At 36.6% G+C, this 18,793-nt stretch carries 23 protein-coding genes; 17 read left to right on the top strand and 6 right to left on the bottom strand.

Annotated elements, in window-relative coordinates; genetic code table 11:
* Positions 1–46: 46 nt before the first annotated feature.
* The gene (locus F7732_RS20320; RefSeq protein ID WP_151575886.1) at positions 47–616 is read left to right on the top strand and encodes a hypothetical protein; all 570 of its coding nucleotides are present in this window, start codon (positions 47–49) and stop codon (positions 614–616) included.
* 181 nt (positions 617–797) lie between these two features.
* On the opposite strand, the gene F7732_RS20315 is transcribed toward F7732_RS20320, so the two are convergent.
* Positions 798–1,106 carry a hypothetical protein gene (locus F7732_RS20315; RefSeq protein ID WP_151575885.1) on the bottom strand — a complete coding sequence of 103 codons (309 nt, stop codon included), beginning with the start codon at positions 1,104–1,106 and terminating at the stop codon, positions 798–800.
* A 161-nt stretch (positions 1,107–1,267) separates the two neighbouring features.
* Between F7732_RS20315 and F7732_RS22885 the strand changes: the two genes are divergently transcribed.
* Positions 1,268–1,411 (top strand): hypothetical protein, encoded by a 144-nt coding sequence (locus tag F7732_RS22885; protein WP_192913067.1) that lies wholly within the window; start codon positions 1,268–1,270, stop codon positions 1,409–1,411.
* Entirely contained in the window at positions 1,395–1,730 is a 336-nt protein-coding gene (locus tag F7732_RS20310) for a DUF3889 domain-containing protein (protein WP_151575884.1), read from the top strand. The genes F7732_RS22885 and F7732_RS20310 overlap by 17 nt, the downstream gene beginning before the upstream one ends.
* Before the next feature lie 254 nt (positions 1,731–1,984).
* Here F7732_RS20310 and F7732_RS20305 read toward each other — a convergent pair whose 3' ends face one another.
* On the bottom strand, positions 1,985–2,164 hold the full coding sequence (locus F7732_RS20305; RefSeq protein WP_151575883.1) for an H-type small acid-soluble spore protein: 180 nt from the start codon (positions 2,162–2,164) through the stop codon (positions 1,985–1,987).
* Positions 2,165–2,361: 197 nt separating this feature from the next.
* Between F7732_RS20305 and F7732_RS20300 the strand changes: the two genes are divergently transcribed.
* The 4 genes from F7732_RS20300 to F7732_RS22710 all read left to right on the top strand — a co-directional run bounded on the left by F7732_RS20300 (position 2,362) and on the right by F7732_RS22710 (position 7,687).
* Positions 2,362–2,580, top strand: a complete 219-nt coding sequence (locus F7732_RS20300; protein WP_151575882.1) for a hypothetical protein — start codon at positions 2,362–2,364, stop codon at positions 2,578–2,580.
* Between the two features lie 431 nt (positions 2,581–3,011).
* The gene (locus F7732_RS20295) at positions 3,012–5,852 is read left to right on the top strand and encodes a 2-oxoglutarate dehydrogenase E1 component (protein ID WP_151575881.1); all 2,841 of its coding nucleotides are present in this window, start codon (positions 3,012–3,014) and stop codon (positions 5,850–5,852) included.
* A gap of 14 nt (positions 5,853–5,866) precedes the next feature.
* Positions 5,867–7,129 (top strand): 2-oxoglutarate dehydrogenase complex dihydrolipoyllysine-residue succinyltransferase, encoded by a 1,263-nt coding sequence (gene odhB, locus F7732_RS20290; RefSeq protein WP_151575880.1) that lies wholly within the window; start codon positions 5,867–5,869, stop codon positions 7,127–7,129.
* 414 nt (positions 7,130–7,543) lie between these two features.
* Complete coding sequence (locus tag F7732_RS22710; protein WP_161598920.1) at positions 7,544–7,687, top strand: hypothetical protein; 144 nt, start codon at positions 7,544–7,546, stop codon at positions 7,685–7,687.
* Positions 7,688–7,730: 43 nt separating this feature from the next.
* Here the strand turns inward: F7732_RS22710 and sda are convergent, their stop codons facing one another.
* Positions 7,731–7,853 carry a sporulation histidine kinase inhibitor Sda gene (sda, locus tag F7732_RS20285; protein ID WP_371806975.1) on the bottom strand — a complete coding sequence of 41 codons (123 nt, stop codon included), beginning with the start codon at positions 7,851–7,853 and terminating at the stop codon, positions 7,731–7,733.
* Between the two features lie 202 nt (positions 7,854–8,055).
* On the opposite strand from sda, the gene F7732_RS20280 reads away from it, so the two are divergent.
* The 6 genes from F7732_RS20280 (at position 8,056) to F7732_RS20260 (ending at position 12,581) form a co-directional block, all read left to right on the top strand.
* Positions 8,056–8,814, top strand: coding sequence for a VOC family protein (locus tag F7732_RS20280; RefSeq protein WP_161598919.1), 759 nt, complete (start codon positions 8,056–8,058; stop codon positions 8,812–8,814).
* A 214-nt stretch (positions 8,815–9,028) separates the two neighbouring features.
* Positions 9,029–10,666 (top strand): AMP-binding protein, encoded by a 1,638-nt coding sequence (locus F7732_RS20275; RefSeq protein ID WP_151575878.1) that lies wholly within the window; start codon positions 9,029–9,031, stop codon positions 10,664–10,666.
* 134 nt (positions 10,667–10,800) lie between these two features.
* Positions 10,801–10,971 (top strand): hypothetical protein, encoded by a 171-nt coding sequence (locus tag F7732_RS22705; RefSeq protein ID WP_161598918.1) that lies wholly within the window; start codon positions 10,801–10,803, stop codon positions 10,969–10,971.
* Positions 10,972–11,101: 130 nt separating this feature from the next.
* Positions 11,102–11,968, top strand: coding sequence for a gamma-glutamylcyclotransferase (locus tag F7732_RS20270; protein ID WP_151575877.1), 867 nt, complete (start codon positions 11,102–11,104; stop codon positions 11,966–11,968).
* Positions 11,969–12,092: 124 nt separating this feature from the next.
* Positions 12,093–12,347: a hypothetical protein gene (locus tag F7732_RS20265; RefSeq protein WP_192913066.1), complete on the top strand. Its 255-nt coding sequence runs from the start codon at positions 12,093–12,095 to the stop codon at positions 12,345–12,347.
* A 30-nt stretch (positions 12,348–12,377) separates the two neighbouring features.
* Complete coding sequence (locus F7732_RS20260) at positions 12,378–12,581, top strand: DUF6501 family protein (RefSeq protein ID WP_151575876.1); 204 nt, start codon at positions 12,378–12,380, stop codon at positions 12,579–12,581.
* A gap of 161 nt (positions 12,582–12,742) precedes the next feature.
* Here F7732_RS20260 and F7732_RS20255 read toward each other — a convergent pair whose 3' ends face one another.
* Positions 12,743–13,360, bottom strand: coding sequence for a YhcN/YlaJ family sporulation lipoprotein (locus tag F7732_RS20255; RefSeq protein ID WP_151575875.1), 618 nt, complete (start codon positions 13,358–13,360; stop codon positions 12,743–12,745).
* A gap of 115 nt (positions 13,361–13,475) precedes the next feature.
* Between F7732_RS20255 and crcB the strand changes: the two genes are divergently transcribed.
* The gene (gene crcB, locus F7732_RS20250) at positions 13,476–13,859 is read left to right on the top strand and encodes a fluoride efflux transporter CrcB (RefSeq protein WP_151575874.1); all 384 of its coding nucleotides are present in this window, start codon (positions 13,476–13,478) and stop codon (positions 13,857–13,859) included.
* Positions 13,856–14,212, top strand: a complete 357-nt coding sequence (locus F7732_RS20245) for a fluoride efflux transporter FluC (protein WP_151575873.1) — start codon at positions 13,856–13,858, stop codon at positions 14,210–14,212. Before crcB ends, F7732_RS20245 begins: the two co-directional genes overlap by 4 nt.
* Before the next feature lie 62 nt (positions 14,213–14,274).
* Here F7732_RS20245 and yidC read toward each other — a convergent pair whose 3' ends face one another.
* Positions 14,275–15,057, bottom strand: a complete 783-nt coding sequence (yidC, locus tag F7732_RS20240) for a membrane protein insertase YidC (RefSeq protein WP_240056702.1) — start codon at positions 15,055–15,057, stop codon at positions 14,275–14,277.
* A gap of 28 nt (positions 15,058–15,085) precedes the next feature.
* Positions 15,086–15,379 carry a hypothetical protein gene (locus F7732_RS20235; RefSeq protein WP_151575872.1) on the bottom strand — a complete coding sequence of 98 codons (294 nt, stop codon included), beginning with the start codon at positions 15,377–15,379 and terminating at the stop codon, positions 15,086–15,088.
* Positions 15,380–15,706: 327 nt separating this feature from the next.
* On the opposite strand from F7732_RS20235, the gene F7732_RS20230 reads away from it, so the two are divergent.
* Positions 15,707–16,633: a lysylphosphatidylglycerol synthase domain-containing protein gene (locus F7732_RS20230; RefSeq protein ID WP_151575871.1), complete on the top strand. Its 927-nt coding sequence runs from the start codon at positions 15,707–15,709 to the stop codon at positions 16,631–16,633.
* A 46-nt stretch (positions 16,634–16,679) separates the two neighbouring features.
* On the top strand, positions 16,680–18,698 hold the full coding sequence (locus F7732_RS20225; protein ID WP_151575870.1) for a class I SAM-dependent methyltransferase: 2,019 nt from the start codon (positions 16,680–16,682) through the stop codon (positions 18,696–18,698).
* Positions 18,699–18,793 lie beyond the last annotated feature (95 nt).

The raw sequence follows: 18,793 nt of genomic DNA, 5'->3' as shown, positions 1-18,793 counted from the left end.
AGATAGTATTAAGTTATTTACCAAGGAGTGCTTTGGGGGGAGAGTTTTGAGTATGTTCGATACAATATTAGATATCATAGACAATAAAGGTCCCATAACAATGCCTGCATTATGTGATGAGATAAATGAAAAGAATGAAAAAGGTGATGGAGGAGAAACCGTACAAATAGCTGACGTTGAAGCAATAATTACTCGTAAGAAAGATTTGTTCAAAGTCCAAGACGGTTCTATTATGATTGATCCTAATAAAGACCCCATTCGATTGCGCGTTTCTTTAGGCGGCCATCCGGGTCCTTGGTATAAAATAAATATAGATTTTGTCCAACATCATTTTCATTATTTTGAGTGGCATTTAAGCAGACATTCTAATACCAAAAGGCTTCCTAAAAGAGCAGGTAATCTTGCTTCGTTCAAAAGGCAAATGTATCGTTATCGGATATGGAACTGGTTAGAATTTTATGAAGACGATGGTTTGAGGCTGGAAGATACTTATTGGGATGTAAAGCTTATAACGAAAGGGAAGATATACAAAATGAAAGGTAACGATTCTTATCCTAAGGAATGGACAAACTTTTGTATATCATTGTCAAAATTGATCGGAAAGAGAATTTGTTAAGCCCCTTTTTTTATCCTCAATAAAAATTGGGTGAAAGACAGCAGTAATTGCAGCGAAAATCAGCTTACATATTAAGTTCAGCACTATTCAATCTCGTAATGGAGATATTGAATGAGTGCGTTTTTTTTGATAAAGAACCGTTTTGCTTTTTTATTATTAAAGCTGCTGGAGCTTAGCCGAATTAGTCAGCATCAAGAACTCGCAATATAAATGTTTCATTTATTGCATCAATGAATAGACAATATTCATGCTCACAATCAACATTGAGCAGCAGCTGCAGTTCTTTTGGAATATATATTGCCCCGCCTTCGGTAATAATTCTTTTATTATTTGTTGTACCTGACCGTGCTTTTTGAATAACCACCTGTTTCTTTGCATACGTAAGTTCAGCAAGCTTGCCGGGCAGCAGGCCAAACTCTTTCCGCCATTTACTGGGAAGCTGAATTTTTCCTGTCTTGCTAAAGTTTTTGCATTTATAAATATCAGGCATAAATGATCATCTCCACTTTGTTCATATATATCTATTTCACCAATTCGCAGATTAAAAACATTTTTAAATAATTCAAGTAGGTTCATAAATAATTTTTAATGATGTGCATAAAAAAACAGAGCTAACTTCAAACTGAATATAAAAAGGTTTGGAGGTTTAAGATGAAAGACAATCATATGGAAGATAAGGACATATTGCATCATTTATTAGAGGAACAAATCGCTTATATACTAGTGGATGAAGAAAGAGAACGTGCTAAAATAGAGCATTTGAGAAAGGCAGAACAACATGATATTAGCAAATAGTCTATTTCTGATTTTTTCATTAATTTTTTCTTCAAATATTTACTCTGCAGAGCCGTTATCACATCAATTCGTAGCGGTTCAAGATGGCTACGCACAGTGGGGAAGACTTGCCATGCAAACTGCGAAACAAAAATTTCCCGACGCTCAAATAGTCGATTACCGCTATGATGGTCGAACTAATGAAGGTGAGACGGCAATAGAGCAATTTAAATTGTGGGCGAAAAAAGGACAAGAGGAATTTGGAATTGTAATAAAAATTAGAATAGATCAAAAAACGAATAAATTAAAAAACATTCAAGTAACAAAAACTCAACAATAATATTATTATGTAAACCTGTAAATTCAAGGTAAAGCAATAGGTTTTACTTTAAGAAAAACAATAAATAACCCGAAGGATTAGCAGGAGTCTTCATAAAAGGCTGTCTAATCTTTCGGGTTACTTCTGTTGTTTGAATGAAAACCAGCTGCAACTGATATAGAGGCCTTACACCTGGAGGGAACAAAGGAAAGAAAGTTTCTCCAATGCCTCGCCAAAGCCTTCTCTCAAGAGGCAGCAAGAATTGTTTTAACTTCTCATTCTTCAATTAAATAAAGTACTGGAACTTCATGTTCACGCTCGGGTTCTTTCTTATAATAGATCCTAGCCGTTTTAGTGTGTTCATCTACATGTTGGATAATGACTGGCTCATCCATATAAGTAATGTTAAAGGTTTCTGCAGCAGAAGATATTTCAATGGCACGCCCAATATTCACTGATGTTCCTCCTATTTCATATATATAGATTATTTTATCATTACAAGCGTATTTTATACGGAAAAATATAGTAGAAATTGAACCTTAACGCCTGTAAAAATCTGAATTTTTATACTATAATTAAACATAGGTTTTTTTATGTCACATAGTTTTATACGCAAAAAATTGGTGCTTAAAGAAAGGATGGAGGCTTTTACATGCAAATTCATTTTCATGCTACGGAATTAATGGGTGAGGATGATCCAATGGTTATTGCTACAGAAGATGGGATTGAAGTTACTCATCAATGCAAACAGAATCAGTGTTTCATGTGCAGCGGTCATATTGATGATCCTGGGAATTCAAGATCAATCATAGAGACTGCCAGGTCTGTACAGAAAAAAGTAGAGCCTCTTTATTTAGTAGAAATGTGCTAAGCTGGAAAATAGCATTTAATTCTGTGTAAAGTCGCCTTAAAAGGAATGAGAACAGAGCTTCATTCTTTTGAAGGCAGAATACGTTATTTTTATGCTTGCCCATTGGCAAGTTTTCTTTGTTTTAGGGTATACCATAAGTTTTCATATTTATAAATATATGCAAATAAAACCGAATGACAATTCATTTTCTCAATATAAGTATTTTTCTAATAAATAATATTTTATTTTCCACTATTTTCGTGTTTTTATCTTTGTATCTACGCCTTTAACGTGTTAAAATGGCTATGGAAACGTTTTATCCTCTGAAAAATAATATTATTCATAATCTTTTCCGTGTTTTTTAAAATGGAGTTTCTGAATACCATTTAATGAGGATAAAATTTTAATATTATATAAAAAACATTTAAAAAGAGTTATGGAGGTAATTTTCCATGAAAAAGCCATCTAATGGCGAAGGGCCATTTGGTCTTGGTTTTCACGGCCCAAACCTCGGCTATGTAATTGAGCTTTATGAAAAATTCTTAGAAGATCCACAATCAGTAGACGATGAAATGAGAATGTTTTTTGAAGAAAATGGATCACCATTCCAGGAAACTGGAACGTTATCTCAACCTGCACAAAACACAGAGCTTGCAGTAAGTGCTGGGCAATTGGAAAAGAGTCTGGCTGCTATTAAACTTGCTGACAATATTCGCTCATATGGTCACTTAGGTGCGAAGATTTATCCACTAAATGACCGTCCGGTTGAAGAAACGTTATTTGATCTAAACACATACGGTTTAACAGAAAATGATTTGATAAATGTGCCTGCACATGTTATATGCACAGATGCACAAATCCCGCTTCGAAATGGCAAAGAAGCTATTGACTACTTAAAATCAGTTTATATGGGATCAATCGCTTTTGAGTTTAACCATGTATACGATGCCAGTGAAAAAGAATGGCTTCGCCGCAAGGTTGAAAGCAATAGTGTAAGGGCTTCCCTTTTAAAAGAAGAGAAAGTAAAGGTTTATAAGCGTTTAACAGAGGTAGAAGAATTTGAGAAGTTTCTTCATCGCACCTTTGTTGGTCAGAAACGTTTTTCAGTAGAAGGTTTGGATACAATGGTGCCCCTGCTTGATGAAATTGTTTCGGAATCAGTAGGTGACGGTGCCAAAACAATCAATATTGGCATGGCCCATCGGGGACGTCTGAACGTTCTGGCACATGTTCTAGGTAAACCATATGAAATGATTTTCGCAGAATTTCAGCATGCGCCAAATAAAGATTTAGTTCCTTCAGAAGGTTCAATTGGCATAAGCTATGGCTGGACTGGAGATGTAAAATATCATCTTGGACTTGATAAGCAAATTAAAGCTGAGAATACAACAGTTGCACGGCTGACTTTGGCAAACAATCCAAGTCACCTTGAATTTGTAGGAGCTGTAGTGGAAGGTTACACAAGAGCTTCTCAGGATGATCGCTCTGCATCTGGTTATCCTGAAGTAAATCACAGCAGTGCATTGTCCATTATTATACATGGAGACGCTGCCTTCCCGGGACAAGGTGTAGTTGCTGAAACGTTAAATCTTGGTCAATTGACAGGGTATGATACAGGCGGGTCTATTCATCTAATTGCAAACAACACAATCGGGTTTACAACAGAATCACGTGATTCACGTTCAACAAGATATGCGAGTGATTTAGCAAAAGGGTATGAGATCCCGATTCTTCATGTGAATGCAGATGATCCTGAAGCTGTTGTATCAGCAGCCAGATTGGCATGTGAATACCGTGCTAAATTCCAGAAGGACTTTTTAATCGATTTAATTGGCTATCGCCGTTTTGGCCACAATGAAATGGATGAACCTATGACAACGAATCCGTTGATGTATAACATTATCCATCAGAGACCAACGGTTAAAGAGCTTTATGGAAAACAGCTTCTAGAAGAATCCTCCCTTTCAGAAGGAGAAGTAAAGGGAATTCAAGACGAAGTACTGGCAAAACTGACAGCTGCGTATGAAAAAGTGCCAGCCAAAAAGAAAACAGTGCAAATCGAGGATATGAATCCTCCTGAATTTGTTGATAAAGAGCTTCCTTTTATTTCTACAGCGGTTTCAATTGATAAATTGAAACAAATGAATGAAGAATTGCTGACATGGCCTGAGGATTTTAAAGTGTTTGACAAGCTGGGTAAAATTTTAAAACGCCGTACAGATGCCTTAGAAGGACATGGAAAGATTGATTGGGGATTAGCGGAGACACTTGCTTATGCTTCCATCCTCGCAGATGGAACGCCAATTCGTTTAACTGGACAGGATTCAGAACGCGGAACTTTCGCACAGCGAAATGTTGTCCTGCATGATCATACAACAGGAAAAGCATATTCACCATTGCATAAGCTAAAGTCTGCTAATGCTTCCTTTGCCATCCATAATAGTCCATTATCTGAAATGGCTGTCCTTGGTTTTGAATATGGATACAATGTTTTTGCACCTGAAACACTTGTATTGTGGGAAGCGCAATATGGAGATTTTGCCAACTCAGCTCAAGTGATGTTTGATCAATTTATTGCTGCTGGCCGTGCAAAATGGGGGCAGAAATCAGGTCTTGTTATGCTACTGCCTCACGGATATGAAGGTCAGGGACCAGAGCATTCAAGTGCAAGATTAGAGCGTTTCTTAACTTTAGCTGCTGAAAATAACTGGACTGTTGCCAATCTGTCTTCTTCAGCTCAATACTTCCATATCTTAAGAAGACAAGCGGCTATTTTAAATAAAGAGGAAGTTCGTCCTCTCGTTATCATGTCGCCAAAGAGTTTGCTTCGTAATCCACTTGTTGCTTCAAATGGCATCGAGTTGAGTGAAGGTGAATTTAAGCCTGTTATTGAACAAAACGGTCTAGGCGAAAATCATGAAGCTGTAACAAGAATCGTTCTAGCAACAGGAAAAATGTCGATTGATCTGGCTGAAAGCCTGAGTAAAAAAGAGGATATGGATTGGCTTCATGTTTTACGTGTTGAAGAAATCTATCCATTCCCTTTAACAAAAATAAAAGAAATTATGAGTCGCTATCCAAACCTTCAAGAAATCATTTGGGTTCAGGAAGAGCCTAAAAATATGGGGGCATGGACATTTATTGAACCTCGTCTAAATGAGATCGCACCTAAAGGATCCGCTGTAAGTTACATAGGCAGACGCCGGAGATCATCACCTGCTGAGGGAGATCCAAATGTGCATAAAATGGATCAAGCGAGAATAATCGAAGAAGCATTAACACGTAAGCAATAAGGGAGGAAATTAAGGTGGCAGAAATTAAAGTTCCTGAATTAGCAGAATCGATTACGGAAGGTACGGTTGCACAATGGTTAAAACAGCCAGGTGATGCAATAAACAAAGGGGATTATATCGTTGAGCTTGAGACAGATAAGGTTAATGTGGAAATCATCTCAGAATACAGCGGTGTATTATCAGAGTTAAAAGCACAAGAAGGCGACACAGTAAATGTTGGGGAAACGATTGCTGTTGTTAGCGAAGGCGGAGAAGCGCCTGCACCTCCTGCATCAAAAGCAGACGAAGCACCGGCTGTACAGCAGAAAGAAGAGCAAAAGGCACCTGCTGCTGCAGAAAAAGCTGAAGAACCTGCTTCAGCATCCAGTAAACAGCGTCCGATTGCTTCACCTGCTGCTAGAAAAATGGCCAGAGAAAAAGGAATTGATTTAACTCAGGTTCCAACAGCAGATCCATTAGGCCGAGTGCGTGCCCAAGATGTATCAGGTTTTAATCCTGAAGCAAAATCGGCACCAGCTGCACCTGCACCAGCTCCAAAAGCTCCTTCCCAGCCTGCAGCAGCTTCAGCAGACAGTAAGCCGGTTGAACGGATTCGGATGACTCGCCGCAGACAAACGATCGCAAAACGACTTGTTGAAGTTCAGCAAACAGCTGCAATGCTAACAACATTTAATGAAGTCGATATGACAAACGTTATGGAGCTTCGTAAAAAACGCAAAGATAAGTTCCAGGAAGAAAATGATGTTAAGCTTGGATTCATGTCTTTCTTTACAAAAGCAGTTGTTGCTGCTTTAAAACGCAGCCCGCTGCTAAATGCGGAAATCCAAGGTGATGAGCTTGTGCTTAAGAAGTTCTATGACATTGGAATTGCTGTTTCAACGGATGAAGGGTTAGTTGTTCCGGTTGTCAGAGATGCGGATCGTAAAAATTTCGCAGAGATTGAAAAAGATATTGTTGGCCTTGGCAAAAAAGCAAGAGACAATAAATTGGCTATTTCAGACTTGCAGGGTGGTACCTTCACCATTACAAATGGCGGTGTATTCGGCTCATTACTCTCTACACCAATTTTAAATGGACCGCAAGTTGGTATTTTAGGAATGCATTCCATCCAATTGCGACCAGTTGCCATTGATGCAGAAAGAATGGAAAATCGTCCAATGATGTATATTGCATTATCCTACGATCATCGAATTGTTGACGGAAAAGAAGCGGTTACGTTCTTAAAGCGTGTGAAAGAGCTAATCGAAGATCCTGAATCTTTATTATTTGAAGCTTAACAGAAACGGAGGCCAATGGCCTCCGTTTTTTTTAGCTCTTTACTGAGCGATTGTTGTTATTGGTCATCACTACCAAGAGGGGAAATAGTTATCTGACTTTTCATGTTTTGCATATGAGGAAGCGGTGAAAATAAGCGGAATTCTTCCGTCTATTTATGAGAGATTTATAAACCTATAGTTTTGGAAAATCTAATTAATTTTTTTGCCTGTTAATCTGAAACATAAACGTGTGGGACACCTTCTTAGGATCAGACCATTCTAAGTTAGAAAATGAGTACACGAGGTGGACATCAAAGCAGCGTATCCTAAGAAAAATGGGTTTTATATAAAGGATCAGTAAGGTTTAAAATTGTTGCATTAAGGAAACATTTTGGTTGTTGTGCATAAAATGGAGTAAAAGCAGGAGTGGTGATCATGAAAGGAAGGAAAGAGAAGATCGTACTTTACAGTATACTGCTTCAAAAAGCAGGAATTTTAACAAAAGAAGATCTGGATTCAATTGCAACTTTAAATCATATCTCATTAAACAAGAAGAAGAGAGAGAATGATCAAATATGAAATAAAAAAGAACGGAAGAAGACCTTCCGTTCTTTTCATATTGTTAATCTTTAAATGGCTTTAATCCGCGTCTTTGAATTTCTGACTTTAACATTCTAATCCATTCCTCTTCAGAACCTGACTTTAATGCATCACGATACGAGACGACCAACTGTTCATTACTCATAATTTTCAATGTGCATACCTCCTGGTTAAATGGATTGAATTTTCTATCTTTTGTTCATTGTAAAGGATATGTTAAGGTTTGAAAAGCAATATGTTCGTAAAATTTACAAAAGGAATGAATTACCACTAATTCCAGAATCCTATCCTGGTTGTCTAAAGAATGATAAAATAAAGATTATGTTTTGATTAAAGGGGGACTATATGTGAATATTACATTAGATCATGTCGTTCATTTTATAGCAGATACGCCGAAGAACGTTGTAGATACATTTCAGAATAAAGGAATACATGCTGTACCAGGAGGAAGTCATCAACATTGGGGAACATACAATGGTCTTCTGTATACCGCATCCTCCTATATCGAATTTTTTGCTATTGAACACGATGTAATTGCAGCTGGAAGTGATAATCCTTTAGTAAAATATCTTAGAGAGAGAATAAAAAGAGAAGAAGGCATTGGTCAAATATGCTTTAGAACGGATAATATGAATAACCTGCAGCAGCATCTGCACAAACAGGACCTTAAAACACTGCCTATATTTAATGGCAGCAGAGTACGTGATGATGGGAAACGAATACAATGGAAGATGCTTTTTATTGAAGAGACGGATCCTTCTATACCATTTCCTTTCTTCATCGAATGGGCCGAGAATGATGATATTAGATTAACAGAATTAAAGAATTCAGGGTTTATTCACCCTGCACTTGAAAATAGTTATATTGAGTTGATACAATGGCCGGTACCTGATTTTAAACAAGCAGCGCGTGCTTGGAGCCCTTTATTTAAAGATAAAATGGTCATAAATAATACTATGCAAATCACACAGATAACAGCTGGAAATACTAAAATTCAACTATTTTCTGAAGATGGGAAAGAGTCGTTGAAAAAAGAATGTAAAATAAAAATAAATCCTCCACTCCAAAATGGACCACTTTATGTAAACGGAGTAGTTTATGAATAAGCATTAAATGTCATCCATTATTTAGGTTTAAAAAAATGAAGTGAATATAAAGCTTCATTTTTTTATTTATATAATTAGTGTAGTTTAAGTTATTTTAGAATCTATTAAGTAGTATAGGTGCAAGGAAAGCATAATAAATATTGAATATTATAAATTTTTTGATATTATAATATGAAAGCGCTTTAATAATAAAATTTAAGAAAGGGCTGGGTATATGAACGGATTGATGAACAAAACAGTAGGGCAATTGCTTGAGGAGAAGGCTGTACAGTATCCAGAAAAGCAAGCCCTAATTTATTCTGATCGAAATTTACGACTCACCTACCAGCAATTCAATGAATCCTGTAATAAAGCTGCTAAGGGATTCATGAAGCTTGGAATTAATAAAGGTGATCATCTTGCCGTTTGGTCCAGTAATATTCCCGAATGGGTAACGACTCAGTTTGCAACAGGGAAAATGGGGGCTGTGTTGATTACGGTAAATACAAATTACCGGAAAGCGGAGCTCGACTATTTGCTGAAGCAATCAGATACCTCAACACTGATATTAATGGAAACATATCGGGATACCTCATATATTGAGATGTTATATGAGCTTGTTCCTGAACTGGCAGATGCAGAAAAAGGGAACCTAAAGATTGAGAGATTTCCATTTTTAAAGAATGTGATTGTAATAGGAGAAAACAACTATCCTGGTACATATAAGTGGGATGATGTGATAGAAATGGGCAAAGCTGTTACAGATGAAGAGTTGGAGGAGCGTCAGAAAAGCCTCCAAAGTGATGATGTCATTAATATGCAATATACATCTGGTACAACAGGATTTCCAAAAGGAGTAATGCTTACCCATTCAAATATTATAAACAACGCTTTTCAAATCGCAGGCTGTATGAAGCTTACCAAAGAGGATAAATTGTGTATACCTGTTCCGTTTTTTCATTGTTTTGGATGTGTAATAGGTACACTTGCAAGTGTCTCAGTAGGTGCTGCCATGGTGCCAGTTCAAGAATTTAATGCTGCAGAGGTATTGAAAACGGTAGAGAAAGAGAAGTGTACAGCTTTGCATGGAGTGCCGACTATGTTTATTGCAGAATTAAATGACCCTCATTTTGACACTTATAATCTTAGCTCATTAAGAACAGGCGTTATGGCCGGCTCAAACTGTCCAATTGAAGTAATGAAGGATGTTATTCATAAAATGGGTGCAGTTGAGATTACCATTTGTTATGGGCAGACAGAATCCTCTCCTGTAATTACGCAAACAAGAGCCAATGATCCACTAGAACTAAGAGTTGAAACGGTAGGAAGAGCATTGCCAATGGTTGAAGTGAAGATTACGGAACCAGGTACCAGCAAAGAATTGCCAATTGGCATGCAGGGGGAGCTATGCACCAGAGGATATCATGTAATGAAGGGTTATTATAAGAATCCTGAAGCCACCAAGAATGCCATTGATGAAGAAGGCTGGCTTCATACTGGTGATTTGGCTGTTATGGATGAGAACGGATATTGTAAAATAACCGGTAGACTTAAGGATATGATAATTCGTGGCGGTGAAAATATTTACCCGAGGGAAATCGAAGAATTTTTATATACTCATCCTGCCATCTTGGATGTGCAAGTGGTTGGCGTGCCTGATGCTGTATATGGAGAAGAAGTTGCAGCGTGGATCGTCCTCAAAGAGAATGCCAATCTCAATGAAGAGTTATTACGTTCTTTTTGTGCTGGCCGTATCTCTCGCCACAAGATTCCGCGTTATATTGAATTTACAGAATCATATCCAATGACAGCTTCAGGTAAAATTCAAAAATATAAGCTCAGAGAGCAGTCCATTGAAAAGAAAACACATTAAAATTTATAACATTATAGATTCCTTTTACCTCAGCCAAAAGATGTAATAATGTTCATTCTTCGTGCCAATGTGAGCAGGGTGCATCACGAATATAATGAAATAGAAGAAGTTGAGGCACGAAAGGAGCAACCACAATGAATATGGATATCTTTACAATGGAAATGCTTAAAAAAGAAAGAGAAGAAGAACTTAAAGGCATTCTCGATAGCATTCATTTAAGTAAAACGAAGAAACCTGCATTCTGTAAACTGCCTATTATAAAAAAAATTAACTATTGCCAATGTAAGTGCTTAATGGCTCAGTAGAGCAATACTATTTTGTCATTTAAGCTCCTAAACCTTCATTTCTGCCCCATTAACCAGCGGATATTTTAAAAGGATTTTGTTTTTTCGCTGGAGAATAAGGTAAAGAGAAGAAGGTAAGGGGGCTATATTTGTGAGTGATAAATACAAACTGTTTGTTTATGGAACCTTGAGAAAGCACGAACAAAATCATTTTCTATTAGAAGGCAGCAGATGCCTTGCTCAGCAGGCATGGGTATATGGAGAGTTATTTGATACTGGGTTAGGCTATCCGACAATGAAGGGACCACATTTAGAAAATAAGGTATATGGCGAGCTATATGAAATCAATCCTGAGCAATTTAAAGAGCTGGACGAGCTGGAAGATTATATACCTGGTGATCCGGATAATTTATATAACCGAATAGAACAAGAAATCCATACAGATTCAGGCATAGAACATGCATTTGTTTATGTATCCAATCGAGATGATCTTTTAGTTAAGCCAATCGTTTATGGTGATTGGAAGCTAAATAGACTATTGGAGAGGAAACCAGACAAAATATTTTATTTTGCTTATGGTTCTTGCATGGATATGGAACGTTTTAAGGCAGCAAAAGCTGATCAATATTTCCGCACCATTCGGGGAGTTGGTGTGTTAAAAGGCTATTCAATGAAATATGTATTTCCAGGTGCAGATGGAGGAAGAGCAGATATAGTAGAAAATGGCGGTGAAACGGAAGGTATTTTATATGAGATTCCCTATGATGGTGTTGAATATTTGTTCCAGAGAGAAGGTTTTTATGGAGGATGGTATCGCCCGGTTTTCGTCGATATAGACTTGTTTGATGGAAGGAGAATTACAAATGTCTTAACCTTTCACGTCTATAACAAAAAAGAAGAAATAGCACCACCTCTTCATTACGCAGCAGAAATACTGAGAGGAGCAAAAGGGAGGCTTAGTGAAAAGTATTTTGAACAGCTGGAGGAGCAGTTAAAAGGCTTGGGGTTAGACATTTAGTAAACCATAGTTATTCATTTAATATAAACATGCACATCATGCAAAAACAGTGTGCAAAAATGTTTAATACATGCTGAGCTGGTGGTAAAGATAGATGCCAACAGCTTAGAAAGAAGGTCATTTAATGAATACTATTGCAGATTACGGATTAATTGAAATTGAATACAACCATCAGCAATATGAAAATATGGAATTCATTAGAGTTGATCGCATACAGAATATAACATATATTACCCTTAAACATGTGTTAACAGGTGAAATGTATACATTTGATGAAAATAAGATCCAATCTATTCGCAAAAAAATGAAAATAATGCCTGGAAAGACTCTATACCCGCAAAATCAACTTGCAGATACTGATTCATATTCATTATACTAAGAGAGAATGAATATGAAGGAGTGTCAGATAATGATTCATCAATCATGGAATGAAAAACCAACATTTAAAAAAGTGAAATGTGTTCATACAAATGCAGCCAAATATATTGTGAACAGAGCCTTAACTGCAGGAAAAACGTATGATGTTAAAAACGAAACAGAGGAGTTCTATTTCCTCGTTGATAACTCCGGAAAAGTTAGCGGTTTTTATAAAGATTACTTTGAAGAGATGTAATGAATGATTCTAAAATGCAGGCTTGTACTTGGGTTTAGTACATAGTGGCACAAAACCATCTGGTTTTGACATACATCTCTATTTTAAAATGATAAGAAAAGGCAAGCTGAGGAAACTTCAGCTTGCCTTTTATCATGGAAATTGAAGGGTGCTATAGAAGGTTAGTTATTTTGAGTCGGAAAAATTCGGCGCACCATTTCGTTAAATTCATCAAAGAATCCTTCTACTGGTTCGCCATTGCGGATATCATCAGCGTAATTTGTCATACGATTATTAAAATCTGGATCAAATGATACATATACATTATTGATATCCTGATCAACCGACTTAACTTGATCAGAAATCTTATTTTCTAGTGTACCCCTTGTCTCTAAGTTCCTGACATCCTCAAGTGAAGCTGCAACATAGGCGTTATTATCTGTGACAATGACATTGGCGCGATCAACTTCCTGCATATCTGTAATTTTGTCCGCTACACGATCAGCAACCTTCATAGAGCGGTTGATTTCATCCTCGGCATTGTTAACTCTATCGCCGCCATTTAAACGGTAGTCGTTAAGCTCTTGATTGCCATTATTATTTATATTATAGGATCGTGTATTGCCATTATTTTCATTTGTTCTGTTCATTCGGTCATTATTTTCATAATTTACTCGAAGTGGTTCGTTTAAGTTTCTATCATCAAATGCAGTATCATTGAGGTTGTTGTTATTGGCACCACATGCTGATAGCATAATGGCTGCAAAAGCTGTTCCGATTAGTGCTTTCTTGTTTATCAACTGGATCACTCCTTCTCTTCATTATCTTTTTTAGAATGTGTAAAATACATTTAGTTATGTAAGATGTTAAAGTGGGAGTTAAAGGCAATCGGACTATAGTAAGGAGTTTTTAAATATGACGTATATATATGTTGGCATTGGCGGAATGATTGGAAGTGTAATGCGTTTTTTAATTGCGTCATTGCCATTTAGTACAGTTCACTCATTTCCATTTGCTACATTTTTAACCAATATGTTAGGTTCATTCCTATTAGGCATACTTGTTACAAATTCAGCAAGGTTAAAGATAAATCGGCACCATCAGCTTCTCTTAGGAACTGGAGCTATTGGTTCTTTTACAACCTTGTCAGCAGTGAGTGCTGAAACAGCAAGGTTAATATCTGAAGGAGAACAAATAACTGCATTTATATATATTTTCTGCAGTGCACTTGGAGGTATTTTGGCAGCTGCTCTGGGATTGAAATTTGTGGTAAATCGCAAGGAGGAAACTCATTCATGACGATCCTTTTAGTCGCTGCAGGAGGTTTTTTAGGGGCGGTTTGCCGATATTGGGTGTCTATATTCTTTTCAAGCACAACTAATAGCAGGATTCCATATGGTACACTTTGTGTTAATTTGATTGGTTCCTTTTTATTAGGCTTGCTTGCAGGCAGCGGTTTGAAAGGGGATCACTATGCCTTAACTGCAATAGGATTTTTAGGGGGATTTACTACTTTCTCAACACTTTCGATTGAGCTTGTAAATATGTTTAAACATAAAGAATATGGTTCTTTTTTCTTTTACTTGAGTATCAGCTACTTTGGCGGCATTGGCTGTGCGTTTACCGGGATGCTGCTGTATATGACTGGTTAAAAGTGAAGCTGGAATATTCCAGTGTCTGCAAAAAAAGCGCAGAATCACTCTGCGCTTTTTCTTTATGCTTCATTATTAACTAGTCCAGATGGTTCTTTTTTCTGCTGATATAGCTTGCGTCCTAACCAGGACTGGAACATTAAGAAGATGCCTCCAACCGTCCAGTAAAGCGGCAGAGCAGCAGGTGCATTTAATGAAATAAACACGATCATGATTGGAGAAAGCAATCCCATAAATTTCATTTGCTGCTGCTGAGCAGCAGGCAAACTTGTTTGGGTAAGCTTGAATTGCAGAAAGTAGACAATACCAGCTAATACTGTAATCCATATATCTGACTCTCCGAGGTTAAACCAAAGAAAGGAATGTGTGGCAATCTCCTCTGATCCTCGAATAGCATAATAAAAGCCCATTAGTATTGGCATTTGAATAAGCATAGGCAGACAGCCGATGTTAAGCGGGTTAACCCCATGCTTTTGGTAAAGTCCCATCATCTCCTGCTGAAGCTTTTGCTGTTCTTTCTGGTTCTTTGTTTCTTTTAACTTCTTTTGAATCTGTTCCATTTCAGGCTTCAGAATGTCCATTTTTTCTTTCATAACCTGCTGGTTCTTATATTGTTTCATCATCAGCGGCATTAATAACAGCCGAACTGCTAGTGTAATAATGATAATAGCAATCCCAAAGTTATCATTAAAAAACATGCCAACATAGTGGATGGAAACAGCAAATGGATTAACAAAGACAGTATGGAAGAAACCTCCGTCACTTCCTTGCGATTGACAGCCTGCAAGCAGTAATGCTGATAAAATAATCATCGTAAACATCAATAGTTTTTTGTTTAATTTCAAGTATGTTCAATTCCCTTCTGTTTTCATTTTAGTGATTGAAACAGATAGGGAGGTGTGATGCTGAATCGTCATTTGGTGCTTCTTTTCTGCGGACACAAACAAATAGAAAACGCAATTCAAAGTTTACATTTAGAGAGTCACTAATTTTTAAAATATAATCCTCTATATGAAGTGAAAACTGCTTCTGATATTTATTGGGTTTTAAATGAATGGATTCTGTATTCCAAGCCCACGCAAATTTAGCAGTAAAGACGATGAATAAACTAGCATATAATGTGTAATGCGCATAGTTGTTGCTAATTTCTAATATAAAATCCGTCATTTATTCACCTCTTTGTTCCCACACCATTTGTTTGTTATATCACAAATTATACAGCAATTTGCCTCTAATCACAATGGCAGGAGGAAGAAGCAATATAGCTAACATGATTGGCAAGATCACAATTAAATGTGATTTATATTGTGCATTGAGAAAGGCAGTTACAAAATAGCTATCTATGTGATGTAAAGCAGTACGGTTGGGCACGGATCAGTTTATTCCTTTTTAAGGGTTGCTATTGGGGAAGTTTTCCTTATATCATTAAATGGCTGACTTTCTTTATTGCAATTATTTCACGGAAAGTTCAATAGGTAGAATTGGAGGAGTAATTTGTCTATTATTAAAAAGAAACACGTTGTAACAATTGCGAAAGTGGTTTTTCCTTTGGTGATCCTGGGCATCATTTATTTTGAAGCACAGGGGATTATGAAGGATTTTAATTGGAGTCTGTTAAATTTGTATATGGACAGGCTGTCTGTTCGGCATATTATTTATATCTTTATTCTCGGTTTCATTGCACTTTTTCCTATGTATTATTATGATGTTATTCTTGTAAAGTTATTCAAAATCGAAATTTCAAATAAGAAACTGTTTTGGATGTCGTTATCCGCTAACGGATATTCGAATTTAGTGGGATTTGGCGGTGTTGCAGGAGCAACTTTACGTTCACTGTATTATCGCCGTTATGTTCATAATGACGTTCCATATATTAAAATTATTGCCAAGCTGTCATTATTTTATTTAACAGGTCTATCTATTTTATCATTTTTAATTATCCTATTTGACGGCCGTTTTTTAAATGAAATGAAAATGGCAAAAATTGCAGTCATTGCAGTAGCAGCCTATACACCAATATTGTTTGTTATTTTCTCTCTTCGTAAGAGTACATGGAGTCTCGAAAATGTTAAAAAGTCTTATCTTGGTGAGCTTTTACTGATCTCTTTCTTCGAATGGCTCTTTGTTGTGATCTGTATATGGGGAATTTCCAATATTTTAGGTGTGCATATTTCACTTCTCTCTATTTTACCTATTGTGATTTTATCCTCATGTGTTGGAATTATCAGCATGATCCCTGGTGGTATTGGATCATTCGATTTTGTTTTCTTAATAGGGATGGAGTTTTATGGAGTTCAAGCAGAACTGTGTTTATTAATTCTTTTATTTTACCGGTTAAGTTATTATTTGTTTCCTGCCATTCTAAGTACTCCATTTGTCTTGAAGGAACTATTTAGGAATCAGCGAACGAATTATTTATAGAGTTAACATAATATAGAAGGTTAATAAAAGCATTGGGGGAATTGTTTTGTATCAAACTCATTTTGAAATTATACATGCTTACAAAAATAATAAACTTACGGGAGTATTGCCCGATTGGCTTGATATGATTGTTTCAGCAGAAGAGATCACGCAAAATTATGAGTCAGTCGAAGCAGTGAATCATATGAGTTCATCTCACCTTTTTGATTATGTTTATCGTACTCTTGCTATCCTTGAGGAAATAAAGGGTGAGCGGGATGAAATTTATTACATGCTATCAACAGTTATGGCTTATAGTGAAATTTCAAAAGGCGGCAGTTACAGCCAAAGGAAAAGATGGAGTGATCAGGGCTATCAGCTTCAAATTCACAATGAAGCCTCAGCTCATATCTTTCGCGATCTTGTTTTTTATGAAAATCCTGAACGAAAAGATCTGACTTTTCAGCTGATTTTCACACACGGATTAATTGGTCAATACATAAGAGGAGAGTCCCGGCTTCAATCCACAATGGAGTTAATTTTTAGCTTAAAGAAGTTTTATCATGACAAGCAAATAAGAGAAATGCTTATGATATTAAATGAGTGTATTATCAGGGCGGTGTCTGAAAAAATATGGATTGAAGTAAAAGATGAAGCAGAAAAGATCATTGACAATATAATAGATGGGGAAATAAAACAAACCGCCAGAGAACGTCTCTGCAGGTTAACAGAAGGCAAGTATACCGGGGGAGAGATGAACCCATCTATTGAAGCGTTTATTGAACATGCTGATTTTTGGTATGCTGCAGCTGCCTTACATGACTTTTCTCTTTTAGATATATTGACTATTATGGAATTATCTGCAGATCATACAGCTTCTTTACAGATAAGGCATATTCATTTTGGTGAGTTTATGGTGCAGATGCATTATGACTATAAAGGGATTAAGCATACAAATATTTATCGAAAACGAGTTATTGAGAAATATTTGCTGGAATATCGTCAATCCAGGAAGCCAGATGAGACACATGTGTCTTATAAGATGGATTATGATAAAGAGGCACACTGCGCCTTCATTTCCTTTGCATTTTCTGATGTTGGTGAAGCTTTAATCCGTTTTTGCGTAGAAGCAGAAAAAGTGGATCTGATGCATTCCAGAGCGACCATCATGTTATTTGACTTTTTTGGCCTAAGAAGAGATGCGTATGACCGCTTTCATAATGAACAGGATTATTTAGAAAGTATGAACAAAGCAGCAGATGATAAGCGGATCATTCTCGATTATTTAAAAGGAAACAAAATAGTCGATATCGGTCCAGGCGGGGGCATCATGCTTGATCTGATTGAAAGTGAGACAACTAATAAAGAGATTATAGGTATTGATATTGCTGAAAATGTGATCGAAAATCTGCTGAAGAAAAAGGATAAAGAACAGCACACATGGCATGTCATGAAGGGTGATGCACTTCAGTTAGCAGATACATTTTCTGCTGAATCTGTTGATACGATCATCTTTTCTTCTATATTACATGAACTATTTTCTTATATACCGTTCAATGGCCGCAACTTTAATCATGAGGTAATTGGTGAGGCTCTGCAAAGTGCATTTTCAGTTTTAGGGCCAGGAGGAAGAATAATTATAAGAGATGGGATCATGTCGGAAAATAAAGATGAATTCAGAAGAATTCGTTTTAAGGATAAGAAATGGATGACCTATTTAGAACAATATTCAAAAGAATTTAAAGGCAGAAAAATCACCTATGAAATAATAGCTCAAAATGAAGTGAAAATGTTGATTAACGATAGCATGGAGGCATTGTACACACTAACATGGGGACCAGAAGCCTTTGCACATGAAGTGCAGGAGCAATTTGGCTACTTTACACCTCGGGAATACGACGAATTTATAAAGAAAACACTAGGAGAAGAGGCAAAGATTATTTGTTTAAAGCATTATTTGCAGGAAGGATATCCCGATCATTTACGTGAAAAAATAGTGTATATGGATGAGCTTGGAAACGAAGTTGCTTTACCAGATAGTACATGCTTGATCGTGATTGAAAAGAGAGAAACTAATTATAACTAGAGAATTAAGGTGTATTGCTTAAATGGTTCTGTGAAGCTAGATGATTTTGCCTTATAGGCATATTTTCCTCAGGCAGCTTAGAATGTATGATACAA

This window comes from Bacillus mesophilum (assembly GCF_008923265.1).
Lineage (GTDB): Bacteria > Bacillota > Bacilli > Bacillales > Cytobacillaceae > Cytobacillus > Cytobacillus mesophilum.
Note: the sequence above shows the minus strand (reverse complement) of the source record. Positions and strands in the feature narration are given on the sequence as shown.

Excerpts from the sequence above, each read along its gene's own strand:
- F7732_RS20315 (WP_151575885.1), bottom strand. The coding sequence starts at position 1,106 with ATGCCTGATATTTATAAATGCAAAAACTTTAGCAAGACAGGAAAAATT.
- F7732_RS22885 (WP_192913067.1), top strand. The coding sequence starts at position 1,268 with ATGAAAGACAATCATATGGAAGATAAGGACATATTGCATCATTTATTA.
- F7732_RS20310 (WP_151575884.1), top strand. The coding sequence starts at position 1,395 with ATGATATTAGCAAATAGTCTATTTCTGATTTTTTCATTAATTTTTTCT.
- F7732_RS20300 (WP_151575882.1), top strand. The coding sequence starts at position 2,362 with ATGCAAATTCATTTTCATGCTACGGAATTAATGGGTGAGGATGATCCA.
- F7732_RS20295 (WP_151575881.1), top strand. The coding sequence starts at position 3,012 with ATGAAAAAGCCATCTAATGGCGAAGGGCCATTTGGTCTTGGTTTTCAC.
- F7732_RS22710 (WP_161598920.1), top strand. The coding sequence starts at position 7,544 with ATGAAAGGAAGGAAAGAGAAGATCGTACTTTACAGTATACTGCTTCAA.
- sda (WP_371806975.1), bottom strand. The coding sequence starts at position 7,853 with ATGAGTAATGAACAGTTGGTCGTCTCGTATCGTGATGCATTAAAGTCA.
- F7732_RS20275 (WP_151575878.1), top strand. The coding sequence starts at position 9,029 with ATGAACGGATTGATGAACAAAACAGTAGGGCAATTGCTTGAGGAGAAG.
- F7732_RS22705 (WP_161598918.1), top strand. The coding sequence starts at position 10,801 with ATGAATATGGATATCTTTACAATGGAAATGCTTAAAAAAGAAAGAGAA.
- F7732_RS20265 (WP_192913066.1), top strand. The coding sequence starts at position 12,093 with ATGAATACTATTGCAGATTACGGATTAATTGAAATTGAATACAACCAT.
- F7732_RS20260 (WP_151575876.1), top strand. The coding sequence starts at position 12,378 with ATGATTCATCAATCATGGAATGAAAAACCAACATTTAAAAAAGTGAAA.
- crcB (WP_151575874.1), top strand. The coding sequence starts at position 13,476 with ATGACGTATATATATGTTGGCATTGGCGGAATGATTGGAAGTGTAATG.
- F7732_RS20245 (WP_151575873.1), top strand. The coding sequence starts at position 13,856 with ATGACGATCCTTTTAGTCGCTGCAGGAGGTTTTTTAGGGGCGGTTTGC.
- F7732_RS20235 (WP_151575872.1), bottom strand. The coding sequence starts at position 15,379 with ATGACGGATTTTATATTAGAAATTAGCAACAACTATGCGCATTACACA.